7 protein-coding genes and 3 pseudogenes are annotated in these 13,550 nt (G+C 54.4%); 6 read left to right on the top strand and 4 right to left on the bottom strand.

Annotation, left to right across the window (positions count from 1 at the left end; all coding sequences use genetic code 11):
- The first annotated feature begins 355 nt into the window (after positions 1–355).
- Entirely contained in the window at positions 356–1,162 is an 807-nt protein-coding gene (locus ABIB06_RS01230) for a glycosyltransferase family 4 protein (RefSeq protein WP_354068553.1), read from the top strand.
- On the opposite strand, the gene ABIB06_RS01235 is transcribed toward ABIB06_RS01230, so the two are convergent.
- Both ABIB06_RS01235 and ABIB06_RS01240 read right to left on the bottom strand, forming a co-directional pair.
- Positions 1,157–2,440, bottom strand: a complete 1,284-nt coding sequence (locus ABIB06_RS01235) for an MATE family efflux transporter (protein ID WP_354068551.1) — start codon at positions 2,438–2,440, stop codon at positions 1,157–1,159. The genes ABIB06_RS01230 and ABIB06_RS01235 overlap by 6 nt on opposite strands.
- 12 nt (positions 2,441–2,452) lie before the next feature.
- Positions 2,453–3,832 carry an O-antigen ligase family protein gene (locus tag ABIB06_RS01240; RefSeq protein WP_354068549.1) on the bottom strand — a complete coding sequence of 460 codons (1,380 nt, stop codon included), beginning with the start codon at positions 3,830–3,832 and terminating at the stop codon, positions 2,453–2,455.
- A 380-nt stretch (positions 3,833–4,212) separates the two neighbouring features.
- On the opposite strand from ABIB06_RS01240, the gene ABIB06_RS01245 reads away from it, so the two are divergent.
- Together ABIB06_RS01245 and ABIB06_RS01250 are read left to right on the top strand one after the other, a co-directional pair.
- Positions 4,213–4,725 (top strand): acyltransferase, encoded by a 513-nt coding sequence (locus tag ABIB06_RS01245; RefSeq protein WP_354068547.1) that lies wholly within the window; start codon positions 4,213–4,215, stop codon positions 4,723–4,725.
- Between the two features lie 83 nt (positions 4,726–4,808).
- Positions 4,809–6,158: a hypothetical protein gene (locus ABIB06_RS01250; RefSeq protein ID WP_354068545.1), complete on the top strand. Its 1,350-nt coding sequence runs from the start codon at positions 4,809–4,811 to the stop codon at positions 6,156–6,158.
- 115 nt (positions 6,159–6,273) lie between these two features.
- On the opposite strand, the gene ABIB06_RS01255 is transcribed toward ABIB06_RS01250, so the two are convergent.
- Positions 6,274–8,901, bottom strand: coding sequence for a carbohydrate-binding domain-containing protein (locus ABIB06_RS01255; protein WP_354068543.1), 2,628 nt, complete (start codon positions 8,899–8,901; stop codon positions 6,274–6,276).
- Positions 8,902–9,272: 371 nt separating this feature from the next.
- On the opposite strand from ABIB06_RS01255, the pseudogene ABIB06_RS01260 reads away from it, so the two are divergent.
- Positions 9,273–9,530: pseudogene (locus ABIB06_RS01260) on the top strand (transposase); the annotation flags it as partial.
- A 2-nt stretch (positions 9,531–9,532) separates the two neighbouring features.
- Here the strand turns inward: ABIB06_RS01260 and ABIB06_RS01265 are convergent.
- Complete coding sequence (locus ABIB06_RS01265) at positions 9,533–10,915, bottom strand: IS110 family RNA-guided transposase (protein WP_502916517.1); 1,383 nt, start codon at positions 10,913–10,915, stop codon at positions 9,533–9,535.
- A gap of 227 nt (positions 10,916–11,142) precedes the next feature.
- Between ABIB06_RS01265 and ABIB06_RS01270 the strand changes: the two are divergent.
- Together ABIB06_RS01270 and ABIB06_RS01275 are read left to right on the top strand one after the other, a co-directional pair.
- A pseudogene (locus tag ABIB06_RS01270) lies at positions 11,143–12,018 on the top strand (IS3 family transposase); the annotation flags it as partial.
- Positions 12,019–12,725: 707 nt separating this feature from the next.
- A pseudogene (locus tag ABIB06_RS01275) lies at positions 12,726–13,187 on the top strand (transposase); the annotation flags it as partial.
- Positions 13,188–13,550: the final 363 nt, after the last annotated feature.

The following is a 13,550-nucleotide window of genomic DNA, read 5'->3' on the forward strand; positions in this document are numbered from 1 at the left end:
GTCGAGGTCGGCGCTGCTCTCTAAGCAACGCATGCGTTGGCCCTGACGATTCTTTAACTATCGTAAGAGGGGGATGATCAGCATTCCCGGGTTCTGGTTGGAGGAGCCAGCGATGCGCAACAAGTATCTATTTGTAAGCTTTCCAGTCGACTACGGAAACCTTGTGCTTGCGCGGAATCTACTTGTCGCGCTCCGAAGCCAGTTTGACACCACCCACTTTGAGTTCGACTCGGGGAGTACGTTGGACACATCGGCGGCAAGCAAGGTTGGTGTGTTAAGGCGGACGGGCCGACGACTGAGGCGATCTGTCGCTTTGCAGATAGCTCTCAGGACGGCCGAGCAGGAGGGGCGCATAGTGCTGTTTCAGCAAATAGCACCAGCAGCTTTCGCCATGCCGGCTCGGCTCCAATCGAGCTCCTTTATATTGCTCGATTGGACCCGAAAGCTTTATGAGCAGATCTTAAAGCAGAAGTTGTCCAACAGCCTGGACGCTTTTGTTCATTGGAAGGCTATGTCTCGGGTAACGGGTGTGATGGCCTTTACTGAAGCGGCAGCGCGGTCCGTAATAAGCGATTACGGGGTCAAAGCCGATCGCGTATCCCGCATCCCAATGCCCTTCGACGTCGCTAGATATCAGATGGCTCCCTCTCGCAAGGGCAAGGCGAGGCTGCTTTTTGTTGGTGCAGATTTTCATAGGAAAGGCGGGGATGTTGTCCTGGACTGGTTCCGCGCGGCTGGTCATTTGAGTGCAGAGCTCACCATGGTAACGCAGAGCAACATAAGTGCGGACGGCGTAAAGATAATCAAGAACAAGCCGGGTGAAGATATGGCCCCCGTCTATGCGGCGAACGATGTTCTTGTTCTGCCTACACGCTGTGATGCTTACCCGCAGGTCATCGGGGAGGCGGCTTGCGCGGGACTTGCCCTGGCTACTACAGATACTGCACTTGGCGCGCCTGAGATCATTGTGCCGGGATGGAATGGATTCATCGCCTCGGCTGACAATTTTCAGGGCGAACTCGATGCATTGGTCTCAGACCCTTCGCGGATTGAAAAATTCAAACGTAACTCACGAGAGAAGATGGACGAATTCACGTTCGAGAAGGTCGCCTGCGCGATCGACACTATTGTCAATACTACGCGGAGAGGCTTGTCTTTATAGAGGCGCGTCGCGCGCGGTCGATTTTGACGTGCTATGCTTATCCGCCATCGGTTGCTGCTTAAGCACGAGGTAGATAGTAGCAGCCATTGCACAGGCCCATCCGATAGTTTGAATTGAGAGTGCGCCGACGATGCCATGAGTTGCTATGAGGGGTGTCAGAAAAATCATTACTAATATGGCAATCAGATGAACGGCAAGTACTAGGGATGATCGTTCGATCGCTCGAAGGACAACAAGCAGAGTTTGGGCTGTGACGAAGAATGTCACCCCGGCGCCGGCTAACCATATCCAACCCAAATCCAAAGAATACTCGTTACCAAAAATCAGTAGTAGCAAATGAGGACCCGCTACCGAAACGGCGATAGTGTAAATGCAAGCTGCAAGGAAAAGAAAGCTGGCTTGGACTGCAAATTCTCGATTTGTCTGTGCGGACCTATTGCTAGTGATTTTTCGCAAGTACAGAGTATTTAGAGCAGCCGTAATTTGCTGCAGTGGCATGAATAACAAGTTCAAAACGCGGAATGTTGCCGAGGCGGTCAGCCCGAACCACAGTGGTAATATCAAAAGAGGGCCATTCGCGATAAGCCAGTTTACAACTTCGCTGCCGAAAGCCCAGCGACCGTAGCGCACATGTTGATAGAGCATATCGGGAGGCGAACTCTCTGCTGACAGTGGACGTTTAAGCAGAAGGGCTATCGTGGCGGCTGCGAGCATTGCCGCTATTCCTGATAAAGCAATTCCAACTGAAGAAGAGAAAATCGATAGCTTCCAGGCCAAGCCCAACCCTGACATCAGGGCGATTCCGTAAACCATCCCTCCTAGGACAGCCAAATCGAGTCGTCCTAGGACGAAGGCCATTCTGCGAAGTAGCCAAAAATATAGAAGCACGGGTGAGGTGAGACTGAATGCAACGAGGGATTGAGATAGTGGGAGGGGGGACTGTAATACGATGGCGATAAGCGCCAAAGTAAGACCGGTAGCGGCAACGCCGGCTCCAAACGCAATAGACCATCCTTGAATTAACCGACGATGATAGCTTGCAATCTGAACCCGAAATCGCTGCGCGCTGAAGACAAACATTGGTTCAACGATGCACGTTTGGTGAATGACAGCTGCTGCTAGGAAGAATGTCGAGCTAACAGCAAATGCTCCAAGTTCCTCGGGAGGAGAAAATCTCGCAATTCCGATCTGTAGCATCAAGTTAGTGGCAGCATAAATAGCTTGGTCCAGTATGGCAGCAAGTGCGGACGATCTAATTGCATTAGTATTCAGCTTCATTCAGCTAACCGATCACACCGACGACTGTTTTGATGGACATGGTCGATCGCGGATCATCCAGAGCCTCAATTGCTGATGGAAAGAAAACACGACTCCTGCCATGAAGTAGTAAGGAACTGCTACGTAGCTAACCTCGAATCCACCCTCAACTAGGCTGAACACCAGGTTCATTAGCAGAAAACACAGGATCGTTTGGCCGAGAATGCGGTAGCGCGCGTTATTCGCTCGTGTCGCACGAAGCACCAGAGCTGCACATGTCCAATAGATTCGGATCTGGATCGAGAGAAAAAGAACAAACCCCACCAAGCCGAGGCGTCCGTAAACGGACAGAAACGAGTTGTGGGGTTCTCGCACAATATCGCCATCCGGTCCCTCGAATGGCGTGAGAGCCTCGCCATACCCTAATCCAAATAGGCTAGTAATTGGATCGCGATTCACCATCTCCAAGACACGTTCGAACCAATATAATCTGAGGTCCACACCGTCAGCCGCAGCTTTGACCGAATCGTCCCCGCCTCCCCAAATAGCGGCGACGTGATTTATGAGAAAATCCCAAGAGAAGCTTTGTCCCAGGCGTCCAGGGACATCAATTCCGAGAGTAAGGACTGCGGCTGCGGAAGCGACTCCGAAAAGTGCCATCACGGCAAGTTTCGAGAGACGTTGAGGCTTAAATAGTGACAAAAGAAGAACTACGATTGCAATCTGAATATAGACCACGCGAGCTTGTACAAGCGCAATCAGCACGAAAAGAACGGCGCCGGCGACTAGGGTCGACAGAGGTCTAGACCGTTCAGATATGAGGATGCGAAACACGCCGGTCATAGCCGCCGACGAAGCATTTAAGTACGAAAAGAACAATGATACCGTATATCCCGAGACAGACGAAATTTGAGGGGTGATGTCTGCTAATTGATTCCGAAAAGGGTACGCCAGCGACATGCATGTCGCAGCTGAAAGGGCTCGTGAGAAAAACCGTTCGAATATAGTCGCGAACTTGGGTGTTGAGGCTGCACAAAAGCCGATCCAAATATAGGATGTCTCTATGTGGTGCCCGGCATCGCGCACTGCCCAGAAGCCGTACTGTGGCACCTCAAGCGTCAAATGCGCAAGCGCGAGTACCCACAAAGCTGACAGCAAGACTAGCGGTGTGGAACGTGCGAATGCGTTAAATAGATGAGAGTCACGTACGAATGAAACAGCATAGACAGCTATAACGAGTTCAGCGATGGGCAACCCTGGGCCGATAGGAGGAATTCGGAGCAATGAGAATCCAATATTGAAAACAATATATGCTCCTACGAGCAGCAAGACAAATTTCGTCCGCCAAGCTGCAAAGCCAACAGGAGAACCAGAAGCACGAGGCGCTGTAAGTGCTTTGCCAGGGAGGTTCATTCAAAATGCCCAGAGATCGGGAGCCGCCCTCAACGCTCTGGAGGACCGTTCATGGAAACTTCACGCCGACCTAAACTCTAGCTTCGATGGGAGGCCGGCTTGCCAATGCGGAATCTGAGGATCTACTAAACAATCGCGCCGGTACACACAGGCTTATCCGTGGCACGGTGTTGTCCCCTTAAAAACTTTCTTCAGTCGCATCCTTTTCACTCAGGAGAAGGGTTGCGGCATCACGATACTAAAGATTCTTCCAGTAAATATCAACACCAGCGAGCCTGTCTGGCAGACCCGGTCGTTCCCACGCCTCACGGCAGTCCTTTTGCGTGCTCTAGAATCTAGGTAAGATGGCAGGCATCTGAAGACAGGGGGGGCTGCCCAAGATGCTTTATGCGTATCTCAAAAGAATGCTTGCACTTCGTGGAAATGTAAGGGTGGGCGACAACTTTCATGTCGGCATCGGTACTTTCATTTGGGCTCCTGTTGGTCTGACCATAGGTGAAAATGTCTACGTCGGAAGATTTTGCACTATCGAGTGCAGTGGAAGTATCGGAAACGGTGTACTGATAGCGAACCAAGTGGGCATCGTCGGCAGAAGAGACCATGATTATCGCGCGCTGGGGGTGTTTGTTCGCGATGCTCCATGGATCGGAAGCGATCGAAGATTGGCTGAAGATCCGAAAAGTCATATTCGGATAGAAGACGATGTGTGGATAGGATATGGTGCGATCATATTGAGCGGCGTTAAAGTGGGGAGGGGGGCGATTGTTGCGGCGGGGGCCGTCGTAGTGAACGACGTCGAGCCGTATTCGGTCGTTTCTGGCAATCCTGCCATCGCTATCAAGAAGCGTATGAGCCCTGAAGAAATCGGCCGTCACGAAGTTTTGCTTGGCTAGTTTCATTTCCTATCAATCGGGAAGATAGTTGTGAAATGCGTCGTCCTATAACCAGACGCTCGATCACTTGCGGCGCTGCGTCGTTGATGGCGCTAACGGCTTGGTCGGCTCCGGTTCGTTCAAGCGAAGCAACCGTTACAGTAACAATCGGATCATTTCCTGCTCAAAAATTTGCAGGTTTCGGGGTTTCTCAGCCTTCAGATATTCCTGAACTAACTCGTATAGAGCCGTCTGTCCTGCATAGGATGCTGGATCTAATTTACCGGGACCTCAACGTTGACATCCTTCGCCTGTGGGTCGGCTCGTTCGAAGATTGGGACGTCAAAAGGATGAAGGTTCAGTTCCGAAGATCATATCTCAACCATAACCTGCTTGATTTGGTGCGTTCCCGTTGCAACGCGCGCATCTTGCTCGCGCCAGGGCGTCGAGAAAGCGTTCCACGTGAGCGTATGGAGGTATATGGCGAGAAGATCGCCGACTTCATCAACGATGTGCAGAACGAAGATGGAGTTGCTTTCTACTGCACAGGGGTTGCCAATGAACCCGAGGGATTCACGTCGCAACAAATGGTTGCCGCTGTTGTGGCCCTTCGCAGAAGGCTCGACCGACTGGGCTTGGTGAACATCGGAATTGTGGCTCCCGAATCAGCGAGTGCAAGTCACATATCGGCAGCTTTCGTGCGAGATCTACAGGCTAATAAAGAGGCTTGGTCAGGTCTACGTGCGATCTCGACTCATTCGTATAATATGGCTGCTGATGATGTGATGGCGGGGCTCGCAGCCGATAAGGAGTATTGGATTACAGAGGTCGGCCCTTGCTTTTCAGAAGACCCACCAGTCGATGAGGAGCCTGGAGATGATCGAGATGCTATTACCGTGGCAGGTCGATTTCTTGCAGATATGAATCACCGTGCTACCCATTGGATCTGGTTCATCGGGGTGGGGGCTTGGTCCACTTTTCCAAATGGAGGCGGCGGCTCCGCGTTGGTGCGGCCCGACGGGAAAGGTGGCATAAAGGTACTCTTGAAATATTTCTACCTGAAGCACCTGTTAGCTGCATTCGATCGCGGAGCTTTATTCTATCCATGCAGGAGTTCGATAGGCGGATCTATGGCATGGGGGTATGGCCCAAAACCGCCGGTGACAGCGGCTGCGGCTGTAAATCCCGATGGAACGTGGAGTGTCGGAATTGCTAACGCGACTGGCATTCTCAATAGTCCGATTGCTTGGTATTCCCCCGAATCGGACTATCTTGTCACTCTTAGACTTCCTTGGCCGTACGCCGGACCAATCCAGATTGCTCGGACCCAGCGAAATGGTGCGGCATCAATCGACAAGTTTGCGCTTTCCTTTAAATCAGAATCGACCTTGCAGGTGCGGGTGAGACCTCGTGAACTTGTAACCATCCGATCACTCCTCCCCAGTGCCAACTAGCACTCCAGGATCCGTTGTGGCTCGCCGCAAACATCTGCCAATCGGTCCGGCACCGTCAACTCGGCATCGGCTGACGCGCATTGCAATTGTTTCTCGTGCTCGAGGCTCGCCAGTTCTAAAGAACATCGAAATGTGCAATTGCCAGATTTAGGGCCGGATTGGTAGCACTTTCAGGCAGATCGAATACAACTGAGCCGTTTGCTGCGAGAAGAAGTCCGCTATTTGTTGTTTCGGCGCGACCTTGATTTGCTAGCGTTGCAGCTATCCCATTTACGCTTACGCTCTCCACGTAGAGATTCCGATCAGCGCCCGGCCCGTCCCAGGAGTCGTTCTGGAACGTGATTGCAACTACTGGAGAGTCGATGCCAAAATTCCCATGGATCACGATGTCTTCCCACTCTCCGGCAGCGTGAGACGCGAGTGTCGTGAAATTGTAAATTGTCTTGTCGTTGACAGTCACTGCAAATTGTGGCGCCCCCTTGTATGCGTCGCCAGAAACGCGGACCACGACAGTGTCGGGATCAGCACTGGTATCAAACGTAACGACGCCGTTTGTGACAAGAGGCGCGCCTTCCACGTTAGTCCATCCTGCAGTGGTCTGGGCAGTGCTGGCGTCAAACAAGCTGCCATTCACTGATACGCTGTGCACATACAAGTTCCTATCGAGTGCCTCGCTGCCACCCCAAGCATCATTGAGAAACTCTACAGAGATCGCTTTTGGTGCCCCGAAGTTGCCGTGAAGCGTTATATCCTGCCATTCACCAGCGCCATGAGAGGCATTTGTGCTCAATCCCTCAAACTTTTGTCCATCGATCGCAATTGAAAATTTCGGATCTCCATCGAAGGTGTCGCCGGATACGCGTAGAACAATGGTATCAGGACCGCTTCCGAGTTCAACCATACTGTCTTCGCTCGGCGGATCTTTAGCAACGTCGATGGTTGCCACACTGGTCGAAGAAAGTGCGAATTCGTTGGTCGATCGAAACTCGAAGCTGTCCACTCCAGAAAAGCCCGCGTCGGGTTGATAGTAAAATGAACCGTCCTTGTTTAGCATCACAGAGCCATGTACCGGCGCATGAATAAGCGTGAACATCAAGCCGTCTTGATCTATACTATCGATGGACCCTGTAATGGGGTCGTCTTCGGAGGTCTGAAAAGACATCGGCGCAACGTTCGGAACGCTGACATCAAAGTTGGGGAACCCGGAATTCAAAAAGGCAAACGAAACGCCCACCTTTGCAGAATACTCGAAGCTTCCGTTGGCCTCGATAGGCATGTGGCTCCTATCCTGCGCCCAATAGCCTCGATCTATCCAAGTGTACCATAACGATTTCGCATCATCAGATTTGTACGTATTGTGATCCCAAGCTATATTGCCCCACGAGCTTTCGGTGCCGGTTGCTAGAAACCCGTTCTGTCCTGGAGTGAGCATTACGACTGTGTTTGAACTCACCCTGTCATTGAAAGTATCGTGAGCTCCATACGCGCCGGGGTCACGATCAGTTTGCTCGAGCCCGATCCCCTGCCCGATATCTGAAACGATGTAGTTATTCTGAATACTTACATTCGATGAATTCGTTACGTGAACATCCGCGCCCCAATAGCCGGTGATATAGCCATTCCTATTATTAAAGCTAATGTTATTACCTGAGATTGTGGCGCTATAGGACGCCTCATAAAAAAGACCAGCACTATCGTTTCGCTCAATCCAATTATTTTGGATCACTACGTCTTTGTTGTCCCAATCAAGCCAAAGGCCGACGCCAGCATTTTCGGAAATGTGGGAATTCTGTATCGTAACATGGTCAGATGTCAGTATCTTGATTCCACCAGCATCCCAAGTTTCCGAAAACCCAGCGTAGTTGTTGTTGGAGGCTACGATGCCGTCAATCACTAGATCCGTCGTGTCCCAAGCGTGGATTCCAACTTGGCCATTGTTGCTGTAAACGCCCCCTAAAATTTTCATCCCGTCACCGGCCGCAACGCCCGCACCGTGATTCAGCTCGGCATTGACGTCAACGAGCGTCCAATCCTGAGTGTTATGGCCCTCTATGGCACCGTGTTGCGCCATGGAAGCATATTTCTCAATGGTGATGTTCGCTATCGCAACCCCTTGCGTTGTCCCGCCGGCAAAGGCGGTAGTTGTAGATGATGCTTCCGTATGCCTGCCAGTGGGGTCATCGGCGATGTAAACTTGCCCATCAGCGTAGTAGAATGTGCCGGTCTTAAGATCCGACAAACTCGCGACCCGGACATATGGTTTGTCGTCTACGAAGAGATCTTCGACATATTGCGCCATTCCATCGCGGCCTTCGCCATGTGAGTAACTCGGCCCGGGGAAGCCATTTGCGGTCCAAACTCCGTCAGTAGAAATCCATTCCGACAGCTCAACGGCGCCGCTCATCACCGCGCCATCCTCCCCCACAAAGCTTTGGAAGTTCTTGGGCTCGATAGTAACATTATGGTACAGGCCGTTTGTTAAAATGAACAGCGTACCTTCAGTGCTGGCATCAACAATCGACTGAATATCGTCGCTTGGCGCTAAGTAAACTATCGGTCTGATGGAGAGTTGGTCGTCGCTCATCTGCGCTTTAATCCCCTCTTTTGAGGTTCTTATGGCAGAATGTTTTTTCGCTCTCGTTTCGGTATCTTTTACATTTTTAGCAAGTCGCGAAGGGGTTGGGCCGTATCTTACTGTCTTTCTTGCTTGTTTGAGTAACTGGACAACTTGGTCGACTTTCACTTCGTCTCGCTAGGTTGCAGTTGTGCGGTGCCTTTCACTGGCGTGAGAAGCTGAGAGCGGCAGGGAGTAGTTTGATAGATAACAAGCGGTAAAGGATATTGCCCGATTGCCGCTGCTGGTTTGGTCGGTATCACGACGTTCAACCGGCTAAACAATGATAGAAAGCTAATCTGTCGATCGGTATGCTCGCGACGACGACGCGATCGCTGGCCGAGTGCAGGTATAAGATTGACTGAATGCGGCTGAGTCGCAACCGGTCCACGTGTAGTTCGAGCGGTGGACAAGAGAGAGCCGGCTTCGCAAATTTGAACAGGTCGCTAAGTGGAGTTTCTGCCTGAAGGCGGCGATAATCGCCGTGAACAGGAGAGACTATGAGCAGACGAGCACGCCGGAACCACACACCGGCCTTCAAGGCGAAGGTGGCACTGGCGACCCTCAAGGGTGATCGGACGATAGCCCAACTGGCCGAGCATTTCGACGTCCACCCCAATCAGATCACGGCCTGGAAGTCACAGCTCGAGGGGAGCGCTTCGGAGGTTTTCGGACCGGGAGGCCGAGCGCCGGAGATCCCGGCGATCGATGTGAAGTCGCTCCACGCCATAATCGGAGAGCTGACGCTGGAGAACGATTCCTAAGAAACGGCAGCACCTTCTTTTGGCTCCAAGGGTTGAAGAACAAAACCGAATGCCTTGGCACGCCGATGCAAATTGTCGACCACTCGCGTCCGGTAACGCGCCTCGTAGGACGAGGCCCCCGGATCAACATAGTCCATTCCGTATCGCACGGCATTGTAGAACAGAACTGCGATCTTGCGGGCCGTGGCGGTCACGGCCTTGGCCTTGCCGATGCGCGCTGAAAGCCGTCTATAAAAGGCGCCGAGCGCGGTGTCAGTACGACCCACGGTCACGGCAGCAAGGCGCAGAAGTGCTGCCGCCCTGCCGCCGGATCGGCGCGTTCGGGACGAGAGCATTTTGCCGCCGGAGATCTTGTTGCTGGGCGCCAGTCCCAGCCAGGAGGTAAAATGCTTTGCACTTGGCCACGAGGAGAGGTCGTCGCCGCATTCAGCGATCAGCTTCAGCGAGAGGTAAGGACCGAGGCCGTCGATGGTGGTGACGTCCTTTCCAAGCAGCCCAAACAACGACGCGCGGACATCGAACGCCAGAGCGTTCGCCTGATCGGTTCGATTCCGACGCCGCGAGACCGGCGGCGCTGATCCGTTATCATGACCCCTATGGATAATGAGTTCCTTCAATACAGCCTCGATCCGGGCGTCGCAGGCAGATGCCTTCTCGTGGTAGGCGTCGTAAAGCGCAAGTGCCTGCTCGAGCGCAAACAGATGCTCGGCGCGGTAGCTTCCGGTGAGCGCCTTCGCGATCGTCTCGGCGCTGGAGTGGCAGCTGTAATGGCGCAAGCACGCCAGCGCCTCAGGATCGCGCTCGCCGGCAAGGATCGCGCGTATGATACGCAGGCCGGTCGCACCGGTGATGTCGGCGACGACGTGGTGCAGCTGAAGATTCATCTCCGTCAAGGCCTTCTGCATATGCTGGATGTGTGAGGCCGCGTACTCTAGCAGGCGCTCGCGTTGACGCACGTAGGCTCGCAGCTCGGCAATCTGCCCTTTTGGCCGAAAGCTGGCCCGCAGCAACCCGAATGAATGGAGCCGCTGCAGCCATTGCGCATCGCTGACATCGGTCTTGCGCCCCGGTACGTGCTTGGCATCGCGCGCGTTGACAAGAAACACAGTAAATCCCCGGGCATCGAGAAGCTCGAAAATCGGAATCCAGTAGACGCTGGTTGATTCCATGACGACGGTCTCGACGCCGCATTCGGTAAACCAGTCGACCAGCCGATGCAGATCGGCCGTGAAGGTACCGAAGCTGCGGACCGGCTCGGGTGCGCGATCGGCCCTGACGGCAGCCATGTGCATAGTCGCTCCGACGTCGATGGCAGCCGCGTTCGGGTGCACCATCGGCATGTTACCATCGCTCCTCGACTTCGATCTTTTGGGGTTCATCTCCAATCCTCCTGCTGACGGCGGCTGAAGGGCTGGGCTGCGCTATTGGTCAGATTCCTAAACGGGATCGCCGGATGGCGTCACCACTCTCAAGTGCGCAACAACCCATGGACCAGGTTTTTTAACGGGGTCACGTGCCACCAAAATCGTATCGGCCGCTCCCTTCCGGTCGGCAATCTAGCGCCGGCCGTTTCTATCCCACAGGGGGCGCGCAGCGCCGCGCCTAGTTTTTTAGAAAGCGCGCTCACCAAGGCGGGATTGCTGAGCGCAAAGCGATGATAGACCGCGAGCACGATCTGTCGATCACCAGGCAAGCGGAAGTTTTGCAGATCAGCCGCGGCAGCGTTTATTACCTGCCGCGGCCGGTGCCGGACGGCGATCTGGCGATGATGCGGCGTCTCGACCGGCTGCATCTGGAGTTTCCCTTCGCCGGTTCGCGGATGTTGAGAGGCCTGCTGGCTGCCGAGGGGTGTAAGATCGGCCGCCGGCATGTCAAGACGCTGATGCGGCGGATGGGGATAGAGGCGCTCTATCGCCGGCCGCGCACCACGAAGCCCGAACCCGGCCACAAGATCTATCCGTATCTGCTGCGCGACCTGGAAATTACGCGACCAAACCACGTCTGGGCCATGGACATCACGTACATCCCGATGGCGCGTGGCTTCGTCTATCTCGCTGTGGTGTTGGACTGGGCGACCCGCCGGGTTCTGTCGTGGCGACTGTCGATCACGATGGAGGCGGCCTTCTGCGTCGAGACGCTCGAGGATGCTCTGGCACGTCACGGCAAGCCGGAGATATTCAACACCGATCAAGGCTCGCAGTTCACCGACACGGACTTTACCGGCCTACTCGCCAGCAACGGCATTGCCATCAGCATGGATGGCAAAGGCGCCTGGCGTGACAACGTGTTCGTTGAGCGATTGTGGCGCAGCGTCAAATACGAGGAGGTATACCTGAGGGCCTACAACAACGTCAGCGAGGCTCGTGCCTCGATCGGCCGATACCTCGATTTCTACAACGGCCGCCGGCCGCACCAGAGCCTTGACGACGTCACACCGGATCAAGCCTACTTCAACCAGCCGCCATTCCGCTTGGCGGTCTAACCCCGGCAGAAGCTCCACTTATCGAGGCGGAGATTCTGTTCAGACAAACGGGACCAGCTCAGAGATCATTGCGTCGCGGGTGGGTGCGGCGTGAAAAGTCTGTCAGATAGGCGTCGAGGAACTCCGCGCTGCTGTCCATCCGGCCACGTTTCAGAGTTCTGCGAGAACCACGTAACACCTAGTAAGCAGTTTTTTGCCACAGTGTTACCGTGAAGGTCCGCGCCCACTATCTTAAAATCGGGCCACAGAATCCATGTACCAGTGATCGTGTTCGATGCGTGGGCTTCACTTTAGACCGCTACCTGCAGACGCTGTCGCGATCGAAATAAAATCAACGATCGCAAGGGCTGTTTCGGAGGCGGGTAATAGACAAGTTCAGCATCATTTATCCCTTTGTACTGCTGGCAAGCGTGAGTTCGGCCTTTTCGCTTGGCCCGATTATGCGATCTGAGTCTGTCCAAGCGGACGTCCACGATGTCCCGTTTTTCGTCTGGCTGTACCCGCACTGATATGCGGGTGAAGTCCTTGCATTCGCTATGTTGAGGTCCTGCCGACCGGGTCGTGTCCTAAGTGATGCTGTAACTCGGTAGAGCAAAGCCGCCCGGACGCGCGCCTTCAATACCGCCGAAGCGGGCGGGCGGCTTTGCGAGAGTCATCGGCAGTTCTCCGGTAGAATCGGATTGCGAAATGCCAACGCAACCGAGGACCACAGCGACGATCGGCGTGAGGTTCTGGGCATGGATATTGGACGTCCGAGGCCGAGACATTCTGGACTGCGTTCCCGCGCAGGCTCGCCGGCCGCGGCCTGCGCGGCCGTCCCGCTCGTCGTCTCCAACGCACGCGAAGGCATCAAGGCCAAATGTGGCCAAGGTGCTCAATGTGAGCTGCCAGCGCTGCCACGTGGACTTCATGCGCAATGTACTGGCCCATGCCGGCAAGAGCGGCCACCGCGTCGTCTCCGCCTTCATCGCCACCGCGAGGCCGCGAGGACGCAATGGCGCAAGGTCGCCGATCAGCCGGCCAAAGCTGCCGAAGCTTGCCGGCTTCCTCAACGGGGCCGAACCGAGGTCCTTGCTTACGTGACGTTCCCACCTCAACGTCGGAGCAAGCCGCACTCCACCAATCCGATGAACCTCCGGAACAGAGATGACCCTCAGCTCACTCGCTTGGCGCAGGCCTAAATTGCCCGATGGCTAGACGATTGCTCGCACGTATGCGAGTCTCTAGGCTGCAAGCGGCCGGATCCTTTGCACATCGTTCGCTGATCGGCAGATCCCGACAGCCGGCCCATTTACCTTGGGGGCGACTGTGGACTGGACTTCGCCTTGGGCCCAGCGCGGCGCAACCGAATATTCTCCTTCCTTGCTAGATATTCCGAGGCGCGACCGCGCTATCAATGAAGGGCGGTGTCCGTGACACGGTCGCTCCCCCGACCGGGACGAGCAGACCAATTCCCAACTTCTACCGTTAATGCCCGACGGGCGTCAGCGGGTCGTGAAGGCTTCGGCCGATATATCGAAATCCGCATCGAA

Source organism: Bradyrhizobium sp. LB8.2, assembly GCF_040548035.1.
Taxonomy (GTDB): domain Bacteria; phylum Pseudomonadota; class Alphaproteobacteria; order Rhizobiales; family Xanthobacteraceae; genus Bradyrhizobium.